Raw genomic sequence first — 19796 nt, 5'->3', positions numbered from 1 at the left:
ATGCAGCACGGGCATCCGCGATGCCCGGCGTTAGTCTACTGAGGTCGCGGCAAATGACCAGCATCGAGTGTTACAAGGCGTTATTCCCGCTCCACCTCGCGGATCAGTTTTTCTGTCAGACGCTGCGCCACCAGCGCCTGCTCGCCGCTGGTTTCAGGCATAGTCTGATTTTCCACGCAGCGGATAAAGTGATGCGCCGCGCCGGTAAAACCGCGCTGCGTCAGATGGCTTTGCCACGCAGGCGGCATCTCACGCAGCAGCCCGCGGCTGTTCTCCTGCTGCCAGTCGCGCATCTCCTCAATCTGGTAGTAGTCTCCGTCGCAGACCGCGGTGACCACCTCCCGCTGCGTGCCGGCGCGCCGGTGCATGCTGGTAGAGACCTGCAGCCCGCCGGCGCTGAAATGGTGCTCTGCGTAGAGCAGTGCGCCTTCATCTGTGGTCCGGATATGGCCATCACCCGGCTGCAGTTTGCCCCCCGCCAGCCACAGGGCGGTATCCACCACGTGCAGATAATCATCCAGCAGCGTAAAGCGCAGCCCCTGCGGCCCCACGCTATCCATGCGATGCTTTTCGATCCGCAGCGAGGCGGCGCGCGGCATTTCCTGCTTCAGCTGCTGATAGCGCGGGGCAAAGCGCCGGTTAAACGCTACCATGAGTTTGCGCTGGCGCTTTTCCGCCAGCGCGACCAGCGCTTCAGCCTGCTGCAGCGTCTCTGCCAGCGGCTTATCCACACAGACATCTTTTCCCGCCAGCAGCAGGGCCTGAACCACGTCAAAATGCGAGGCGGTGCTGCTGTGCACGAACACGGCGTCGCAGGCGGCAGCCAGGGCGTCAAGCCGGTCAAAACAGGCGATCCGATAACGAGCGCATACCGCCTCCGCCTTAACCTGATTGGGTGAAAATGCCCCCACCAGCTGCCAGCCTTCTGCCTGCGAGAGCACCGGCAGCCAGGCTTTCTGTGCAATTCCGCCTAAACCGGCAATACCAATTCGCAGCGTCATCTTAATGCTCCTGTGCCAGCAGCTGAGTCAGCTGTATCTGCAGTTCAGCCACCTGCTGCTCCAGCGCGGCAACCCGATAGCTGAGCTCCGCTTCACCAGCGGCGGGAGACGGCGAGCAGGCCGTCTCCTCTGCGGCCAGCAGGTGCCGGTAGCGACATTCGCGGCGGCCCGGCTCACGCGCCATTCTTGCCACCAGCGGTCCCTCCTGCCGGCTCATCAGCCCCTCCAGCGTCTGCTCGGCCTCACTGACATCGCTGAATTCATACAGCCTGCCGCTGCGGGTACGCAGCTCGCCTGGCGTTTGCGCCCCGCGCAGCAGCAGCAGGGTCATCACGGCGACTTCAGCGGCGCTGAGCTGCAGCTGACCAAACGCAGAGTTACAGAAGCGCTGCGCATATTTGCTGACCCGCTGGCTGGCACCGCTGGTAGCGGTGACCAGGTGTTTTTTAACCAGCTCATCCAGCTGCGCCTGCACCTCCTCTTCGCTGAGCGTCATAACCGGTTCACGGTTCGATTTCTGATTACAGGCGGCTACCACGCCGTTCAGCGACAGAGGGTAATATTCAGGCGTAGCGATCTGCTTTTCCAGCAGCGCACCCAGCACGCGTAGCGCCTGGGAAGAGAGCGCGATTTTCATGGATCCGTTTCCTTTTAAAATTGAGTGCGCTTGTCCGGCGTCCACGCATGCCAGGTCAGCGCCGTCAGTACGTGATCCTGCCAGCGGCCATCAATGAGCAGATAGTTTTTTGCATAGCCTTCCTGCTCGAAGCCGAGCCGTGCCAGCAGATCGCCGCTGCGCTGATTGTGCGGCATATAGTTAGCCATAATGCGGTGCATGCGCTGCTGTCGCTGCATATAGCGAATTGCCGATTGCAGCGCTTCAAACATCATGCCCTGCCCCTGCCACTTTTCGCCCAGCGAATAGCCGAGATAGCAGGCGTGAAAGGAGCCACGCAGAACATTGCTGAAATTTGCCACGCCGCGGATCTCACGCTCGTCGGGGTCCATCAGCACAAAGTAGAAAGCGGAGCCCTGCTTATGCAGATCGCCAATCAGGCCGAGCCGCGCCTGCCAGCCGGAGGGATAACAGTGGCTGTCATCGCGCACCGGCTCCCACGGCTTGAGGAACGCGCGGTTTTCCGCGTAATAGTCTGCCAGCCGCCAGGCGTCGCGTTCATGCACCAGACGCACCACCAGACGATCGGTCGTAAGCCGCACGCGCGGGCCTGCAGAGCGATAGCCAAACATCAAATCTCCTGAAATCCTTAGCGAAAGAGAGTGAAACGCCGCTGGCGTTTTCTTCACTATAACCGCCCCGCAGGCTGCGACACAACGTTGCTGAACAGGGGCAGGGTTTGCCCCTTCCACGGTTCTCTTCCATACTTCCGGCAGGATCGGAAAAAGGGTGAATCCCTCACCCGGAAAACCACAGGAGAAACGGGATGAAACTTTACATCTACGATCACTGCCCCTTCTGCGTCAAAGCGCGCATGATTTTTGGCTTAAAGAATCTGCCGGTAGAACTGGTGGTTATGCTCAATGATGACGAGGCGACACCGGTAAAATTAATCGGCCAGAAAATGGCGCCGGTATTGCAAAAAGCGGATGGCAGCGCCATGCCGGAGAGCATGGATATTGTGCATTGGGTAGACAAACAGGATGGCGAACCGCTGCTGACCGGCAGAACCAATCCCGCTATCGCCGACTGGCTGCGCCACGTCAACGGCTATATTAATAAGCTTTTAATTCCGCGTATCGCCGATGCTGCTTTTGCTGAATTTGCCACCCCGGAAGCGCGACGCTATTTTCACGATAAAAAAGAGGCGAGCCTCGGTGATTTCGACGAGCTGCGTAAACACGCGCCTGGCCTGATCAAGAAGATCAGTGACGATCTGCGCCAGCTGGATCGCCTGATTGTGAAGCCTAACGCCGTTAACGGCGAGCTGTCAGAGGATGATATCAACCTCTTCCCGCTGCTGCGCTCGCTGACGCTGGTGTCCGGTATCGACTGGCCAAGCCGCGTCACTGATTACCGCGATAACATGGCGAAACAGACGCAGGTTAATCTGCTCTCTTCTATCGCCGCCTGAATGTTAAACCGGGAGGAACCCGTTCGCGGGTTTCTCATCTTATCTGATGACACCTCGCGCCGATTCAGGCAGGCTTAGCGCTGTTTGCCACACCGGAACGAGGATGCAATGAAAAAGAAATTTTATGGGATCGCGGCGCTGTTCGGCATGCTGCTGCTCAGCGGCTGCAATCAGCTGACGCAATACACCATCACGGAACAGGAAGTGAATCAGGCGCTGCAAAAGCGCAACAATTTTGAAAAAGAGATCGGCGTATCCGGCCTTATTAATGCGCATATCGTGCTCAGCGATCTCAGCAGCGAAATCGGACGTGAAGAACCTGACCGCGTCACCCTCTCCGGTAAAGCGCAAATTGATGTCACCTCACTGTTTGGCCCGCAGCAGGCTGAAATGCTGCTGAAAATGAAGGCGCAGCCGGTTTATAACGCGCAGGAAGGCGCCATCTACCTGCACAACCTGTCGATTGTTGATGCGCAGGTGGAGCCAGAAAAAATGGCGTCGATTGTGAAAACGCTGACCCCCTATCTCAATCAGTCCCTGCAGCACTATTTCAATGAACGGCCAGCCTATCTGCTGAGCGCTGACCGCAGTAAAGGCGAAGCGCTGGCGAAAAAACTGGCAAAAGGACTGGAAGTCAAACCGGGTCAGCTGGTGATCCCTTTCACCGACTGACACCGTCCCGTGCGGCCAGCGTTTTTCTGGCCGCACGGGTCATCACTTTCCGGTGATAAAAAGCCGTGCAAACGGTTGCCTGCCCGCTTAAGATATCGCCCCGGCCTGAATGCGCCATTCTGTTTTCACTTAAGCCGGAGCCTGACCATGACTTCTCAACCTCAGCACATCACCATTCGCCGCCCTGATGACTGGCATATCCACCTGCGCGACGGCGTGATGCTTGAAAGCGTACTGCCCTATACCAGCGCCGTGAATGGCCGGGCGATTGTCATGCCAAATCTGGTGCCGCCGGTCACCAGCGTGGCAGCGGCCCGCGAGTATCGCGCGCGCATTCTTGCCGCCCTGCCCGCTGCGCACAGCTTTACACCGCTGATGACCTGCTATCTGACCGATTCACTTGAACCCGATGAGATTGAAGCGGGATTTCGTACGGGCCTATTCACTGCTGCCAAGCTCTATCCGGCGCACGCTACCACTAATTCAAGTCACGGCGTAACGAACACGGCGTCGATTGCTGCGGTGCTGGATCGCATGCAGCAAATTGGTATGCCGATGCTGGTGCACGGTGAAGTCACTGATGCCCACATCGATATTTTTGATCGCGAAGCGCGCTTTATTGAGACCGTACTGCATCCGCTGCGCCAGCAGTTTCCCGGCCTGAAAGTGGTCATGGAGCACATCACCACAAAAGAGGCAGCTGACTATGTGGCTGACGGCAACGCACTGCTGGGTGCAACCATTACGCCGCAGCATTTGATGTTTAACCGTAACCATATGCTGGTGGGCGGGATCCGTCCTCATCTTTATTGCCTGCCTGTTCTGAAGCGCAACACACATCAGCAGGCGCTGCGTCAGCTGGTGGCCAGCGGCCATCCACGCGTTTTTCTTGGTACCGATACTGCGCCCCACCTGCGGCATGCCAAAGAAGCAGGCTGCGGCTGTGCGGGCGTCTTCAACGCCCCGACCTCTCTGCCTGCCTACCTTACCGTGTTTGAAGAGCTTAACGCCCTGCAGCACTTTGAAGCGTTCTGCTCAGAAAACGGCCCGAATTTTTACGGCCTGCCGCTTAACGAAGGAACGCTGACGCTGGTCCGTGAACCCTGGCAGGTGGCTGAAAGCGTCACCGCAGGCGACGATACGCTGGTGCCATTTCTTGCCGGCGAGACGCTGAACTGGCGCATCAAAGAATAAACGATAACTGCTTGCCTTCGGCATTAAGATACTGTACAAATAACCAGTATATTAAACCGGAGGCGTCTATGCGTATTGATATTACCGTAGCGAAAAATCGCCCGCTGCCCGCAGGTGCACTCGATGCGCTTAGCGCGGAGCTTTCCCGTCGTATTGCGCACGATTTTCCTGAAGGCGAGCACCACGTCAATGTGCGCTATGCCACCGGCAATCAGCTCAGCGTGACCGGCGGCTGTAAAACTTCACGCGATCGTATTACCGATCTCCTGCAGGAAACCTGGGAAAGTGCCGACGACTGGTTTACTCACGATTAACCGCCAATGTGCCGTTTTTGCCGGGTTTCGCCCCGGCTTTTTTTGTTTCATTTCCCCTCGCCAGAAAAACAGCCGCCATCTAGACTCAGGTTTATCGATCCCCTATTCTTGCCTCGCCATGCTTACAGGAGGTGTTTGACAGATGATCACAGATAAACCCGAAGAGGCGATGACCTTTGGTGAACTGCTGGCGCTCATTGCCGAGCAGCAGCGCCGTTTAACCGTCCTGGAAACTGCCTTTACCAGCCTGACGCTTTCACTCGATGCGCCCGCAGTCCAGCTGCTTGCTCATAACCTGACGCAGGAAGCGCAGAACCAGCAGCACGATGCATCGCTGCAACAGCAATTTTTCCGTCTGGCGGAGACGCTCCGGCAGCGCACAGATCCGCTCTCTGCTGAAGCGCAGCCCTGATATTCCACGACTGAGTCCGGCATGTTACGCTGAAGTTTCTGTCGCTTTCGCCGATAAAACAGATGATGTTGTCGGGCCGGTTACGCATGTAGCGGGAAATCAACCCGTCATCCGCCGGCGCTTTTACAGCATTTTCTGGCGCATTTCGCACTTATATAGCCGCATTTCATTACTGTTTGCCTGTCTGACCGCTATTTCATGTTATAATTAGCTCGCTAGTGCATGTAGCAGCCGCATTGAACCTCAAGAAGCACTTCGTTTAACGAGTAATAAGGAGGTTATAATGGACAGTAATAAAGACGTCATTCAGACTCATCCCCTGATTGGATGGGACATCAGCACCGTTGACAGCTATGACGCCATGATGATACGCCTGCACTCGCTCTCCTCGCAGGATCAAAGAGAAGAAGAAGCTGACGTCGGTTTGACCTACTGGTTAACCACTGATGTTGCCAGACAGTTTATCTCTATACTGGAAGCTGGCATTGCTAAAATAGAATCTACTGAGCAAAACCTGCGCGATAGTCGCAAGCACTGATCGTTCCTGTTGCGCGAAAAAGGCACCCATCGGGTGCCTTTTTCATATCGCTCCCGCTTTTGGTATGCTGTTGAAAAATTTCGCCGTTTTGCAGGAGTGTTCGTGTCATGGTTTACGATCTGATTATCGTGGGCAGTGGGTCAGTCGGGGCCGCTGCGGGTTTCTACGCTACGCAGGCTGGCTTATCGGTGCTAATGATCGACAGCGCGCATCCCCCGCATCAGCAGGGAACACATCACGGCGAGACCCGCCTGATTCGCCACGCCTATGGTGAAGGAGAGCGTTATGTGCCGCTGGTGCTGCGCGCCCAGTCACTGTGGGATGCGCTGGAACAGCAGAGCGGCGAGCGTATCATGCATCGCAGCGGCATTCTCAACCTGGCACCCGCTCATTCGCCATTCATTAAGAATGTTATTCACAGTGCGAAAACCTGGCAGCTGGATGTCCAGCTACTGCAGGCGGATGAGGTGCGACAACGCTGGCCGCAGTTTACCGTGCCGGATGGCTACATCGGCGTTTTTGAGCCGAAGTCGGGCTATCTGAAATGTGAAGAGGCGGTGCGCAGCTGGATAAAGCTGGCTGAACAGGCTGGCTGTGCACAGCTATTTAATTGCCCGGTCAGCGATATCAGCCGCGACGGCGAGCTGCAGCAGGTCACCACGCTGGATGGGATCTATCGCGCGCGTAAGCTACTGGTCAGCGCCGGGACCTGGGTCAGTGAACTGATAGCCGATCTGCCGGTTACGCCAGTGCGTAAAGTATTTGCCTGGTATCAGGCCGATGGACGCTACAGTGAAAACAATCACTTTCCCGGCTTTACCGTAGAGACACCAGACGGCAGTCACTTTTACGGCTTCCCGGCGGATAATAACGCCCTTAAAGTGGGCCGGCACGATGGGGGTCAGGTCATGCAGACACCGCAGGATCGCAAACCTTTTGGTGCTGTGGCCTCAGATGGCAGCGAAGCGTTTCGCTTTTTGCGGCAGTTCCTGCCCGGCGTTGGCGTCTGTTTACACGGCGAGGCGTGCAGTTATGACAATACCCCTGATGAAGATTTTATTATCGATACTCTGCCGGATGAACCCAACCGCTTAATCATTACCGGACTCAGCGGCCACGGCTTTAAATTTGCCAGCGTTCTGGGCGAGCTTGCCAGCGAATTTGCTCAGGATAAACCCTTCAGTTTCGATCTTACGTCCTTTTCTTTACGGCGCTTTTCCTGACACTCAGGCTGGCAGCACCGCGGCTGCCAGCCCTCCCATTTACATTTGTTTACGCCCGACACTCAATAATGACTCATCCAGTGTAGTAATTATATTTGTTAACTGAAAAACACCTGCATTCAGTCAATATTACTGAAGCAGTAGCGCATTGCTATTTTAAAATTTTGAAAACGATCCGCTTTTTTATAGAAAAGTAAGGCTCATTGCTTTTAGTTAACGAATTAAGGATGCTTGCAGCACTTATTTCATGGACAGGAATAAAGGCTATGTGGCGCAACACTGCAGATCGATTCGGCCTGCTCTCAATTATTATCCACTGGAGCATGGCGGTTGCCCTCTATGCGATGTTTGCCCTCGGATTATGGATGACAGGCCTGGGCTATTATGACAGCTGGTATCATACTGCACCGGATATTCATAAAAGCGTCGGAACAATACTGTTTATTCTGCTGCTGCTGCGGCTGCTCTGGCGCTGGCACTCCCCTGTACCCGCCCCGCTCGCCAGCTATTCTGCCACAGTGCGCCGTACCGCCCGGGGTGTGCATGCCCTGCTTTATCTGCTTTTCCTTTTGCTGCTGGTTAGCGGCTATCTGATTTCTACCGCTGACGATAAACCGGTCTCTGTATTTGGCTGGTTTAACCTGCCGGTAGTCGTTGCTGGCGGGCCGCAGCAGGCAGACCTGGCAGGCACGCTGCATTTATGGCTGGCCTGGAGCCTGGTTCTGCTTTCTGCGCTGCATGCGCTGGGAGCAGTTAAACATCATATTATCGATCGGGACGCGACGCTCAGGCGCATGCTCGGTTTACGCTCACGTTCACTCTCTCAAAAGGATGTATCATGATCAGAAAAACGCTTCTGGCCGTTAGTGCCGCCGCGCTGTTTGCCACCAGCCTTCACGCCAGCGCCGCAGAGTATAAAATCGATAAAGAGGGACAGCACGCATTTGTACAGTTTCGTATTCAGCACCTTGGCTATAGCTGGTTATATGGCACATTCAAAGATTTTGACGGCGGATTCACCTTTGACGACGCTAATCCGGCAGCCGATAAAGTGAATGTCACCATCAATACCGGAAGTCTGGATACCAATCATGCTGAGCGCGACAAACATCTGCGCAGCGCAGATTTTCTTAATACCAGCAAATATCCTCAGGCTACGTTCACCTCAACAGAGATTAAAAAAGAGGGAGAGCGTTATAAAGTCACCGGCAATCTGACGCTAAACGGCGTAACAAAACCGATTACGCTGGATGCACGCCTGATGGGTGAAGGTAAAGATCCGTGGGGCGGTTACCGGGCCGGGTTTGAAGCCAGCGGCGAGGTCGTTCTGAAAGAGTTTAATATCAGCAAGGATCTGGGCCCTGCTTCACAGAAGGCTGAGCTGATTATCTCTGTAGAGGGAGTACGTCAGTAAGCGGCAAGCCGCCTGAGATAACGTCCTCAGGCGGCATTCGTCATTATGACTTATCGGGCGCGGGAATGGTCATTGTCATATTCAGCAGACCACGCGATTTGTTAAATACCTTATTACCGTTTTCGCGTCCGGCACGACGTGCGCGCTGCTCTTCAGGCGACAGCTTTGCCTCTTCCATGCAGATTGGGCTACAGCAGTTCTGATATTTTTCAGCGCAGGCGGGACACTGAATAAACAGCAGATGGCAACCGTCGTTAACACAGTTAGTATGGCTGTCGCACGGCGTACCGCACTGATGGCAGCTGGAGAGAATATCATCGGAAATACGCTCGCCCATACGCTCATCAAAGACAAAATTTTTGCCTTTGAAACGCACCGGTAATCCCTGCTCGCGTGCGCGGCGCGTATATTCAATAATGCCGCCTTCAATGTGATAGACATCATCAAAGCCGTTATGCTTCATCCAGGCGCTCGCTTTTTCACAGCGAATACCGCCGGTGCAGTACATCACAATTTTTTTATCTTTCTTATCCTGCAGCATATCCACAGCCATCGGCAGCTGATCGCGGAAGGTATCTGCCGGCACTTCCAGCGCATTATCAAAGTGGCCCACTTCAAACTCATAGTGGTTACGCATATCGACAAATACGGCGTCAGGATCGTCCAGCATCGCATTAACGTCTGCTGCCTTCAGGTAACTGCCCACATCGCTGGCGTCAAAACTGCCATCGTCGATGCCATCGGCAACAATACGATCGCGCACTTTCAGGCGCAGCACCCAGAATGATTTACCGTCATCATCCAGCGCAATATTCATGCGCAGATTATCCAGCGCCGGATCAAAAGCGTACAGCATCGCTTTCATCGCTTCATATTTCCCGGCCGGCACGCTGATCTGCGCGTTGATCCCTTCCCGGGCCACATAGACACGGCCAAATACGCTAAGCTGTGTCAGCGCAATATAGAGGCGATCGCGGAACGCTTTGGGATCGGCAATCTGGAAATATTTATAAAAAGAGACTGTCGTACGCGGCTCTGTTTCCGCCAGCATGCGATCTTTCAGCTCTTTATTGGAAACGAGGTTATGTAACACTGGCATGGTGAACACCTGTTAGCAATGAGAGAATTTCAGGGCGCACATGATACCTGAATTCACAGCTGTGCCTAGCCCCCGGACCGAATTGGCAGTCATACGCGCATGACGGTTTTCTGCGCTGTCCGTCTGTTAATCCGGCAAACACCAGCCTGACGGGCGTTGTGAACGCAGTGTGATTACAGTTAACGACAAAAAATGGCATAATTGCTTTAAATAACAGAAACCGGACTCTCTGGTACAGAACGCAGGATACTGATTCTTCCATGACCCAACTTCCGCAATTTACCCGTGAACTGCTTCATCCGCGCTACTGGCTCACCTGGCTGGGCATTGGATTTTTATACGTGCTGGTCTTACTTCCCTACCCGCTTCTGTATGCGTTTGGCTGCGGTCTGGGGCGTATTGCTATGCGTTTTATGAAACGCCGCACAGAGGTTGCGCGACGCAATCTGGAGCTCTGCTTTCCTGATATGCCCGTCAGCGACCGCGAGGCAATGGTTAAACATAACTTTGAATCAGTCGGAATGGGGCTGATTGAAACCGGTATGGCCTGGTTCTGGCCCGACTGGCGTATCCGTAAGTGGGTTAAGCCGGAAGGACTGGAGAATGTGACTCAGGCGCTGGCAGAAAAGCGCGGAATTCTGCTGATCGGTATGCATTTTCTGACGCTTGAGCTGGGCGCTCGCGTGTTCGGCATGTACAACCCGGGAATTGGTGTTTATCGCCCGAACGATAACAAACTGCTCGACTGGCTACAGACCTGGGGCCGGATGCGCTCAAATAAAAGTATGCTGGATCGCAAAGATCTCAAAGGCATGATTCGGGCACTGAAGAGTAATGACATCATCTGGTATGCGCCGGATCACGACTACGGCCCGCGCAGCAGCGTGTTTGCTCCTTTCTTTGCCGTTAAGGAAGCAGCCACTACGACCGGAACCCATATGCTGATCCGTCTGGCTAATCCCAGCGTGGTGCCTTTTCTGGCACGTCGTCTGCCGGACGGACGCGGTTACGAGCTGAAACTGATGCCGGATATTCGCCATCAGTTCTCACTGGAGAGTGAGCTTGATACGGCAACGGTGATGAACCGCGTTGTTGAAGAGACGGTGCTGCTCGCGCCTGAGCAATATATGTGGCTGCATCGTCGCTTTAAAACACGTCCGGAAGGTCAGCCGTCGCGCTACTGATGCGGCGCGGCGTTCAGGCTATCAGTACAGAGACCGATAGCTTGAACCGCACCTGATATGTCCATCAGATCCAGCGTTGTCTCTGGTTTTATCTGAAAAACATTAGCTCCGGTAACAATATTTGCCGCCGGATTTGCCTGCCGCAGCGCTTTACAGCAGGCAATCAGCCATCTGACATCGCCTTGCTGAACCAGACTTATCAATTAAAAGAGTGCAATCTGGCACTGATCATCTATAATTCCAGGCCTAATCCTATTTATTTTTTTCAAAATCGTTTGGCTTACTTATCAATGCAGAAAAATTGACTTATTTTACAATGCGTTGTCGATAAAACAGGCTGCTTATTCCATATTGTCATTTAAAAAATTTTTTTAATTACTTTATTGCGCTGGTTCACTCTGCTGATTCCGGTTAATTTCAGTTGCAACAGTTAACCAATTAACTGTTATCAGAAAAATAAAAAAGATTACACACAGCAAATCTCATGCAGGACAAAATAATATGAACAAAGGTCATTATTATTACGTTACGATCGGTACCGATCAGGAAGGCTATCATCTGCTGCATCGTAAAGAGTGCAAACGGATGCCGCTTAAAGAAGATATGGTGTTTATTGGCACTCTCTACAACCTGAATCAGGCGCTGGCCACCGCGCGTATTAACTTCAAAAAAGTGAAACCGTGTATCAAATGCTGTATTCGCTACTCTGCACCGGTGATGCGCGAAACCGTCCGTCCGGTTCTGCACTTTCCGCAAAAAATGCTCTGATGCGTACGGGCGGGTAGTATTTTCACTACCTGCCCGTGCTGCCTGCGTTCTGCAAATTTTCGTCTATCCTTCTGTAAAATCCCCTTTTTACAGTCAAGGAGTCATCGATGGATCTGTTCAGCACCTTAGAAGAAGCAATCGAAGCCGCACGTGAAGAGTTTATGACCAGCCAGCAGGGCGTATCCGAAGAGGAGGCCAGCGTCAGTCAGTTTGGTCTGCAAAAATATGTCATGCAGGATGGCGACATTATGTGGCAGGCGGAGTTCTTTGCCAGTGAAGATGAACAGGGTGAATGCCTGCCGCTGCTTAGCGGTGAGGCGGCGCAGGCGGTATTTGACGGCGATTTCGACGAAATTGAGATGCGTCAGGAGTGGCAGTCTGAAAATACCCTGCACGAATGGGATGATGGCGAATTTCAGCTGGCACCACAGCGCGATCTTGAAGAGGGTGAAGTGGCCGCTGAAGAGTGGGAAGATGACAACACGGATTCAGATAATCTGGCGTAATCTTACTCATAAGGTCCATGCTGCGCGTCAACCGGCAGCAGCAGCGTGTCCACTATCAGCGACAGCGGCAGATCGAGGATGGTGACGATGCGCCACGGGCCGTCGCGGACATCCCACTGCACGCCGGGATAATAGTGGTTGCCGTGCCCCTGTCCGGGCACGGTACGGCTGATGATGCTGCCGCACCCGCTCAGCATTAATACACTGCCTGCCAGTATGACGGCCAGAACGCTTTTCACATCGCTTATCCTCACTGATTGACCTGCTACTATACCTGCCCTGTTTGGCTTTAGCACCGGCAATAAAAAAGCGGCATCGCTGCCGCTTTTACTATTTGACTGCTGCTCAGGCACGCGGTGGCAGTGCCTGCGGATTAAGCGTCAGCTTCTGATAACTCTCCAGCCACTGATGATACTTATCCGCATTCTCCCACAGGCGGGTATGCACGCGCGCCAGAACCACAGGATCGCTGATCAGCTGCAGGCGCTGTTCACGGTTCAGTTTTTCCGGTGCATCACTCAGCGCCTGATCCACATGCCGGTCGCGGGCGTGATCCAGCAGCGTGCTCTGTTTATGACGCGACGTAGCCAGCGCGGTCGCCAGCGCGTTAAACGCCGGGTTAAACAGCGCATGCATAAAGCCATGCTTCAGCGCCCGCTCTCGGTTGATCTGCAGATAGTGATCCGTATCCACCAGCTCTTTTGGCGGCTCATACTCTTCCGGGATCAGGAACAGTTTCGCCCGTCGGCTTTTCAGACCCACGGTCGCACGGCTCGACATCACCGATACAAACGGCGACAGGATCAGCGAGAAGACAATAGGTGCCAGCCACCACAGGAAGTTGAGATCCAGTACGCCCATGCCCACGGCCCAGACGATGCCAAGCAGCATCTGCGAACCGTGACGACGGAACGCTTCGCTCCACGGAGTGGCATCATCATCACGCTGCGGTGAATTCCACACCACCTCCCAGCCGAGGAAGGCGCTGACCACAAACACGGTGTGGAACAGCATGCGCACCGGCGCCAGCAGCACCGAGAACAGCATCTCCAGCATCAGCGAGATGAACAGACGCAGCGCGCCACCATAAGCTTTAGCCCCTTTACACCAAATCAGCACCACGCTCAGCAGCTTCGGCAGGAACAGCAGCACCAGCGTGGTGGAAAAGAGCGCAATAGCCAGATCGGGACGCCACTGCGGCCAGACCGGGAAGAGCTGACGCGGCTGCAGGAAGTAGGTCGGCTCCATCAGGGTATGGACCACCTGCAACGCCGTGGAAAGCGCAAGGAACATAAACCAGAGCGGCGCAGAGAGGTAGGACATAACGCCGGTCAGGAAGACGGCACGGTGCACCGGATGCATCCCTTTTACCAGGAACAGGCGGAAGTTCATCAGGTTACCGTGGCACCAGCGACGGTCGCGCTTCAGCTCATCCAGCAGGTTAGGCGGCAGCTCTTCATAAGAACCTGGCAGATCGTAAGCGATCCAGACTCCCCAGCCGGCGCGGCGCATCAGCGCGGCTTCAACAAAGTCGTGCGACAGAATTGAACCGGCAAATGAGCCTTCACCCGGCAGCGGCGCCAGCGCACAGTGCTCAATAAAGGGCTGTACGCGAATAATGGCGTTGTGTCCCCAGTAGTGCGACTCGCCCAGCTGCCAGAAATGCAGCCCTGCGGTAAACAGCGGCCCGTAAACGCGGGTGGCAAACTGCTGGCAGCGCGCATAGAGCGTATCCATACCGGAGGCTTTTGGCGAAGACTGGATAATCCCGGCATTCGGGTTCGCTTCCATCATGCGTACCAGACCGGTCAGACACTCACCGCTCATCACGCTGTCAGCGTCCAGCACCACCATGTAGCTGTAGTTGCTGCCCCAGCGGCGACAGAAGTCATCGATGTTACCGCTTTTACGCTTCACGCGGCGGCGGCGGCGGCGGTAAAAAATCTTGCCCGCTCCGCCCACGTCGCGTACCAGCTCCATCCACGCTTTTTGCTCGGCAATCGCAATATCCGCATCGTAGCTGTCGCTGAGAATGTAGACATCAAAATGCTCACCATTCCCGGTACGCTTTACCGATTCCCAGGTCGCGCGTAGTCCGGCAAAAACACGCTCTACATCTTCGTTACAGATGGGCATGATCAGCGCGGTGCGATGCTCCGGATTCAGCGGCTCATCACCCGTGGTTGAGTAAGAGATACTGTATTTATCGCGTCCAATCAGCAGCTGCAGGAAACCCATCAGCGCCGTCCAGAAGCCTGCCGATACCCAGCAGAACAGAATGGCGAACAGGAACAGAATGCCGGTCTGCAGAATATAAGGCAGGATCAGCTTCACCGACTCGATCCAGTTCTGCTGAAACAGCCCGACAGGATCGAGCAGCGTCCAGCCCTGATACGGCAGAATGGTTTTCATATACCAGGTCGCTACCACGGTCTGCGCGATGGTCAGAATCAGCAGCGTATAGCGGCGCATTGAACCGACATGACGCCACTTATCCTCCGCGCGCTGCTCCTCCGCCGTTGCATAACGCGGATGCACTTTTTGCCCGCGCAGCGAGTTCCACGCGCGCGCCAGCGGATTGGTACGCCAGGCTTCCGGGAACATCAGCGATCGTTTAACCGGCGGCATCGCTTTCAACGTTGTACGATCGAGATAATCTTTACTGAACTGCTGGCCATCCGCTACCGCATCCGGCCACGTCATCGCTATGCGTGATGAGACCGATTTCAGCGGCGCATCGTCAGGCCGATCGCTGGCTGCGTTATCCTGCCCCAGCACCGTATGGATAGCGTGGAAGGCGGGCGCATTTTGCAGCGATGTGCTGAGCCGCGCGCGACCTGCCGCATCAAGCGGCAGCGCCTCCACATAAGATTGAGGTAAAAAAGTCGATTTATTCATTGGCAGGTAACTGATAGCTCCAGGTTTCCGTCAATGTCTTGTCACCGCTTACCAGCGCGGCGCGCATTTCGGTTGATTGCTTGCTGTCTTTCACGCGCAGACGCAGCACCAGACGCCAGCCTTTGGTCACCGGATTGTAGCGTACGCTCTGCTCAACCACTTCAGCGTTATCGCCAACGCTGACCTGCGGTGCTACCTGCGTATCCTCCGGCAGCATGCTCATCGCTTTACCGGTGAAGTCGAGGGTAAAGGCGACAGAACCGTCAGGCTGGCGGACCAGATTAGACTGTTTCACATCACCTGCAGAACGCAGGGTATCTTTGACCCAGGCAACATCATCCTGATGCAGCTGATTCTCATCGCGGGTGAAGTGCAGACGATAGTTGAAACTCATCTCTTTGCCCGCGTCAGGCAGTTTTTCCGGCGTCCAGAAAGCGACGATGTTGTCATTGGTCTCATCCGCAGTCGGGATCTCAACCAGCTCAACGCGCCCTTTACCCCAGTCACCCTGCGGCTCAACCCAGGCGCTTGGACGCTTATCATAGCGATCGTCGAGATCCTGATAGTGGCTGAAGTCGCGTCCGCGCTGCAGCAGACCAAAACCTTTCGGGTTTTCAATCGTAAAGGTGCTGACTGCCAGATGGCGTGGATTGTTCAGCGGACGCCAGATCCATTCACCGTTACCGGCGTGGATCGAGAGGCCGTTGGAGTCGTGCAGCTCCTGACGGAAGTTGCTGACCGGCGAAGGCTGATTAGCACCAAACAGGAACATACTGGTCAGCGGTGCCACGCCCAGTTTACCTACGTTATCACGCAGATAGACTTTAGACTGCACATCCACTACCGAGGCTTTGCCTGGTTTCAGCACAAAACGGTAGGCTCCCGCAGCGCGAGGTGAATCAAGCAGCGCGTAAATAACCAGTTGCTTCGCCTGAGGTTTCGGACGTTCGATCCAGAACTCTTTAAAGCGCGGGAACTCTTCACCAGAGGGCAGCGCGGTGTCAATTGCCAGACCGCGCGCGGAAAGACCATAGACCTGGTCTTCCCCGATTACGCGGAAGTAGCTGGCACCAAGGAAGCTGCTGATCTCATCCTGCTTGCCTTTATTATTCAGCGGATAGAGCACTTTAAACCCGGCAAAGCCGAGATTTTTTACCGCATCAGCGTCATGTTTGACGTTGCCAAAATTGAAATAGGCCGGATCGTATTTAATTTCACGAACCGAGGAGGCGGTGACTTCATTGATCTTCACCGGTGTGTCGAAGTACATCCCCTGATGGTAAAACTCGAGCTTAAACGGCGTGCGCAGCTTGCCCCAGTATGCCTTGTCGTGGTTAAACTGGATCTGCTGATAATCCGCAAATTTCATTTCACGAAATTGAGAGGGTAAATTACTTTTTGGCGCTTCAAAACCTTTGCCTGCCAGTGCTTTAGCCTGTTTTGCCACATCATCAATGTTAAACGCCCAGCTATTATTTGCGTACAGCGCCAGCAGTACTGCTGCGCTGGTCCAGCGCATCTTCACCAGCCCGCTATTATTTTTCACTTTATTTAGCACATCCCCCCCTTTCGTGTGCTCAGATCAAACCCACTCATCTTAATGGATTATTCGGTTTTCCGACAGCTTATGTAAAACATTGTTCCGCGCAGCGCCAAGCCTCCAGGGCACTTTTCGGAATATTAAACCCGGCGGTTTAAGAAACAGAATCAACTGATAGTATAGGCTGTTAACCGGCAACAGAATGTTCTGCTGCACGATCTGGTTTCAGGGTGAAACCAGCCTGTATAGGATGAACCGGAAGCTTATGAGCGCTGTAAAACCTGAACGCGAATATTTTCTCGACTCGATTCGAGCTTACCTGATGCTGCTGGGGGTGCCGTTTCACGTCTCGCTGATCTACTCGACACAGCGCTGGTCCGTAAACAGTCAGGACCCCTCGCTGTGGCTGACCATTTTTAACGACTTCATCCATGCATTTCGCATGCAGGTGTTTTTTGTTATTTCCGGCTATTTTTCTTACATGCTTTATCTGCGCTACCAGCCGGCACGCTGGCTGAAAGTCAGGCTGGAGCGCGTGGGCATTCCGCTGCTCGCCGCTATTCCGCTGATTACGCTGCCGCAGTTCTTTCTGCTGAAATATCTCACTCACAAGCTTGATGGCTGGGATCGCTTTTCAGCATACGACAAATACAATGCTCTGGCGTGGGATCTGATCTCGCACCTCTGGTTTCTGCTGGTCCTGGTGATCCTGACGGCGCTGGGTATGCTGACATTTCGCTGGCTGCGCAACCAGCACAGCACGCGTGACTATCAGCAGACCGGCTGGGGCAGCGTAACGCTGGCACTGCTGGGCTATGCGCTACTGTGGTGCCTGCTGCGTCGCACGCTGCTGCTGCTGACGCCGGGCATCATGATGGATGGACTCTTTACCATTGCGGTCATGCAGACGCTGACGTATCTGCCGTTCTTTATGCTGGGCGCGCTGAGCTGGAAACATCCGCCGCTGAAAGCGCTGTTTGTACGGTTTAATCCGCTGATCTGCTTTGGCACCGTGCCGGTCTTTATCGCCTATTACCTGAATCAGCGCTATGGCAACGGCGACGGCTGGCTCTATGAGACCGATATGCTGCTCTCAACGCTGATGGGCGTGTGCATGCTGAACGTCTGCTATAGCGTCGGGCACCGCCTGCTGAACAGCCACTCTCCGCGTATCGTTTATCTGGTGAACGCCTCGCTGTTTATCTATCTCGTCCATCATCCGCTCACTATCCTGTATGGGATATATGTGACGCCGCACATCAGTAATAACACGCTGGGTTTCTTTGCCGGGCTGATAACGGTATTTGCCGCAGCATTTGCGCTTTATGAGATCCACCTGCGTATTCCGCTGCTGCGCTTTCTGTTTTCCGGCAAGAAGGCTGCGCAGAAAGGGTGAGGCTGCACCGGCGGCGCGTTTCAGCGCGCCGCTACAACAGCCACTCTACCGGCAGTCGCCATACCAGCCGCACCAGCAGGCGCTGCAGCAGCGTTGACTGCGGTTCATGTTTATGTACCACTTCTGCGCCCTGCTCATCCTGTTCTATCCAGTTTACCCGGCCCCACTTATCCAGCCGCAGCGTCCAGGCACGATGCTGCATGCCGCGACTGAAGCGCTCATGCGTCTGGCGCGCCAGAGTTTCACTCTCAATGACCAGCCCCATTTCGGTGTTCAGCACCGCAGAGCGGGGATCAAAATTAAATGAACCTACAAAGACTTTGCGATTATCAACGGTAAACGTTTTTGCATGCAGGCTGGAGCCGGAGTTACCCGTCAGCCCGCGATCGTGCGGAGGATCGCCGGCGTGTGCCTGAGGTTTCAGTTCATATAGCGCAATACCGTGACGCAGCAACTTTTTTCGCCAGCGCGCATATCCGGCATGCACCACGGTGACATCATTGGCAGCCAGTGAGTTGGTCAGCACGGCGATACGCACGCCGCGCCGGCGCAGTGATAACAGCTGCGCCACCCCGGCGCGGGTCGGGACAAAATAGGCTGAGATAATATCGAACTGCTGCTGTGGCGTGCCAATGACCTCCAGCATCCGCTGCGGCAGCAGGCTGCTGCGTCTGGCTTTGCCCAGCCCTTTGCGCGGATCGTCGCTCAGCAGGCGCGCCTCAGCCCAGGTCATCGCCAGCGCGCCCTGCCCCAGCTGGCTGACGAAATCGGAGTGGTTAAGGCGCGCCAGATAACGCTGCACCGCCTCGCTCTGCTGCCACTCCGGCGGCAGGCGCACCGCTTCGCCCTCATCGCTGCGCACGTCCACTACGCTGCGCAACGGCGATACCGCCTGGCTATGCCAGTAGCGCTCGAAATCGGCTGTAACCTCATCGACAACCGGCCCGATGGCCAGCACGTCGAGATCGGTAAACAGGGGCTCATTGCCGGTACCAAAATATTCATCCCCGACGTTGCGCCCCCCCACCAGCGTTGCGGCGCCATCTACCGTCAGACTTTTATTATGCATCCGGCGATTGAGGCGCGCGAAGTCAGTCAGGTAGCCCACCGCGCGCAGCGTGCGGAATGAAAACGGGTTAAACAGTCTGACCGAAATGTTCGGATGACGTTCCAGTTCCGCCAGCGTGTTATCCAGCCCCGGCGTATTGTTGTCATCCAGCAGTAAGCGCACCCTGATACCGCGGCCGGCAGCGTCCAGCAGCGCGCTGAACAGCAGACGTCCGGACATGTCGTTATGCCAGATGTAGTACTGCACATCGATAGTGTGCCGCGCCATGCTCATCAGCAGGTAGCGTGCAGCAAACGCGTCAAGCCCGTCGTTAAGCGGGTGGATGCCGCTCAGGCCGGGATGCTGTGCGCACTGCTGCGCCACGCTTTGCCGTAATTCATCGCCCGCGGCTAACTGGCCGGGCAGCGCTGCTGCTTCGCTCATACTGGATCCCTGAATACGTAATCACGCTTATTATTGGCATTGTCGCGGTGGCAGG

21 protein-coding genes are annotated in these 19796 nt (G+C 55.0%); 13 read left to right on the top strand and 8 right to left on the bottom strand.

Going from position 1 to position 19796, the window contains the following annotated elements; genetic code table 11:
• Positions 1–80 precede the first annotated feature (80 nt).
• The 3 genes from AC2CF9_RS00790 to rimJ are packed head-to-tail and all read right to left on the bottom strand — an operon-like array spanning position 81 to position 2249.
• Positions 81–1001 carry a Gfo/Idh/MocA family protein gene (locus AC2CF9_RS00790; RefSeq protein ID WP_150017321.1) on the bottom strand — a complete coding sequence of 307 codons (921 nt, stop codon included), beginning with the start codon at positions 999–1001 and terminating at the stop codon, positions 81–83.
• Between the two features lies 1 nt (position 1002).
• Positions 1003–1638 (bottom strand): YceH family protein, encoded by a 636-nt coding sequence (locus AC2CF9_RS00785; protein ID WP_150017320.1) that lies wholly within the window; start codon positions 1636–1638, stop codon positions 1003–1005.
• A 14-nt stretch (positions 1639–1652) separates the two neighbouring features.
• Entirely contained in the window at positions 1653–2249 is a 597-nt protein-coding gene (gene rimJ, locus AC2CF9_RS00780) for a ribosomal protein S5-alanine N-acetyltransferase (RefSeq protein ID WP_150017319.1), read from the bottom strand.
• Between the two features lie 194 nt (positions 2250–2443).
• Here rimJ and grxB point away from each other — a divergent pair, with 194 nt between their 5' ends.
• The 9 genes from grxB to AC2CF9_RS00735 all read left to right on the top strand — a co-directional run bounded on the left by grxB (position 2444) and on the right by AC2CF9_RS00735 (position 8858).
• Positions 2444–3091: a glutaredoxin 2 gene (gene grxB / locus AC2CF9_RS00775; protein ID WP_108569236.1), complete on the top strand. Its 648-nt coding sequence runs from the start codon at positions 2444–2446 to the stop codon at positions 3089–3091.
• A gap of 108 nt (positions 3092–3199) precedes the next feature.
• Entirely contained in the window at positions 3200–3763 is a 564-nt protein-coding gene (locus AC2CF9_RS00770) for a lipoprotein (RefSeq protein WP_484556034.1), read from the top strand.
• Between the two features lie 147 nt (positions 3764–3910).
• The gene (gene pyrC, locus AC2CF9_RS00765) at positions 3911–4957 is read left to right on the top strand and encodes a dihydroorotase (RefSeq protein ID WP_150017317.1); all 1047 of its coding nucleotides are present in this window, start codon (positions 3911–3913) and stop codon (positions 4955–4957) included.
• A 68-nt stretch (positions 4958–5025) separates the two neighbouring features.
• Positions 5026–5271: a DNA damage-inducible protein I gene (gene dinI, locus AC2CF9_RS00760; RefSeq protein WP_039383767.1), complete on the top strand. Its 246-nt coding sequence runs from the start codon at positions 5026–5028 to the stop codon at positions 5269–5271.
• Positions 5272–5413: 142 nt separating this feature from the next.
• Positions 5414–5683 (top strand): hypothetical protein, encoded by a 270-nt coding sequence (locus AC2CF9_RS00755; RefSeq protein ID WP_039383765.1) that lies wholly within the window; start codon positions 5414–5416, stop codon positions 5681–5683.
• 283 nt (positions 5684–5966) lie between these two features.
• Positions 5967–6221, top strand: a complete 255-nt coding sequence (bssS, locus tag AC2CF9_RS00750; RefSeq protein ID WP_150017316.1) for a biofilm formation regulator BssS — start codon at positions 5967–5969, stop codon at positions 6219–6221.
• Positions 6222–6328: 107 nt separating this feature from the next.
• Positions 6329–7444 carry an N-methyl-L-tryptophan oxidase gene (gene solA / locus AC2CF9_RS00745; protein WP_484556033.1) on the top strand — a complete coding sequence of 372 codons (1116 nt, stop codon included), beginning with the start codon at positions 6329–6331 and terminating at the stop codon, positions 7442–7444.
• A 266-nt stretch (positions 7445–7710) separates the two neighbouring features.
• The gene (locus AC2CF9_RS00740) at positions 7711–8286 is read left to right on the top strand and encodes a cytochrome b (protein ID WP_150017314.1); all 576 of its coding nucleotides are present in this window, start codon (positions 7711–7713) and stop codon (positions 8284–8286) included.
• The gene (locus tag AC2CF9_RS00735) at positions 8283–8858 is read left to right on the top strand and encodes a YceI family protein (RefSeq protein WP_150017313.1); all 576 of its coding nucleotides are present in this window, start codon (positions 8283–8285) and stop codon (positions 8856–8858) included. Before AC2CF9_RS00740 ends, AC2CF9_RS00735 begins: the two co-directional genes overlap by 4 nt.
• Before the next feature lie 43 nt (positions 8859–8901).
• Here the strand turns inward: AC2CF9_RS00735 and trhO are convergent, their stop codons facing one another.
• On the bottom strand, positions 8902–9957 hold the full coding sequence (gene trhO / locus AC2CF9_RS00730; protein ID WP_150017312.1) for an oxygen-dependent tRNA uridine(34) hydroxylase TrhO: 1056 nt from the start codon (positions 9955–9957) through the stop codon (positions 8902–8904).
• Positions 9958–10217: 260 nt separating this feature from the next.
• On the opposite strand from trhO, the gene AC2CF9_RS00725 reads away from it, so the two are divergent.
• From AC2CF9_RS00725 to AC2CF9_RS00715, 3 genes are all read left to right on the top strand, one after another.
• Positions 10218–11141, top strand: coding sequence for a Kdo(2)-lipid IV(A) acyltransferase (locus tag AC2CF9_RS00725; RefSeq protein ID WP_150017311.1), 924 nt, complete (start codon positions 10218–10220; stop codon positions 11139–11141).
• Between the two features lie 501 nt (positions 11142–11642).
• Entirely contained in the window at positions 11643–11909 is a 267-nt protein-coding gene (locus tag AC2CF9_RS00720; protein ID WP_065649626.1) for a hypothetical protein, read from the top strand.
• A 107-nt stretch (positions 11910–12016) separates the two neighbouring features.
• Positions 12017–12415 carry a MysB family protein gene (locus AC2CF9_RS00715; protein ID WP_150017310.1) on the top strand — a complete coding sequence of 133 codons (399 nt, stop codon included), beginning with the start codon at positions 12017–12019 and terminating at the stop codon, positions 12413–12415.
• 2 nt (positions 12416–12417) lie between these two features.
• Here the strand turns inward: AC2CF9_RS00715 and AC2CF9_RS00710 are convergent, their stop codons facing one another.
• From AC2CF9_RS00710 to AC2CF9_RS00700, 3 genes are all read right to left on the bottom strand, one after another.
• Positions 12418–12654 carry a YceK/YidQ family lipoprotein gene (locus AC2CF9_RS00710; protein WP_039383751.1) on the bottom strand — a complete coding sequence of 79 codons (237 nt, stop codon included), beginning with the start codon at positions 12652–12654 and terminating at the stop codon, positions 12418–12420.
• A gap of 106 nt (positions 12655–12760) precedes the next feature.
• On the bottom strand, positions 12761–15313 hold the full coding sequence (gene mdoH, locus AC2CF9_RS00705; RefSeq protein WP_150017309.1) for a glucans biosynthesis glucosyltransferase MdoH: 2553 nt from the start codon (positions 15311–15313) through the stop codon (positions 12761–12763).
• Entirely contained in the window at positions 15306–16841 is a 1536-nt protein-coding gene (locus AC2CF9_RS00700; RefSeq protein WP_484556431.1) for a glucan biosynthesis protein G, read from the bottom strand. Before AC2CF9_RS00700 ends, mdoH begins: the two co-directional genes overlap by 8 nt.
• A 277-nt stretch (positions 16842–17118) precedes the next feature.
• On the opposite strand from AC2CF9_RS00700, the gene mdoC reads away from it, so the two are divergent.
• Complete coding sequence (mdoC, locus tag AC2CF9_RS00695) at positions 17119–18249, top strand: glucans biosynthesis protein MdoC (protein ID WP_150017307.1); 1131 nt, start codon at positions 17119–17121, stop codon at positions 18247–18249.
• A gap of 31 nt (positions 18250–18280) precedes the next feature.
• Here the strand turns inward: mdoC and AC2CF9_RS00690 are convergent, their stop codons facing one another.
• The gene (locus tag AC2CF9_RS00690; protein ID WP_484556032.1) at positions 18281–19741 is read right to left on the bottom strand and encodes a phospholipase D-like domain-containing protein; all 1461 of its coding nucleotides are present in this window, start codon (positions 19739–19741) and stop codon (positions 18281–18283) included.
• Positions 19742–19796 lie beyond the last annotated feature (55 nt).

Source organism: Pantoea sp. SYBGC1 (assembly GCF_057197005.1).
The sequence above is the reverse complement of the archived record's forward strand: the minus strand, read 5'-3'. Positions and strand labels throughout refer to the sequence as shown.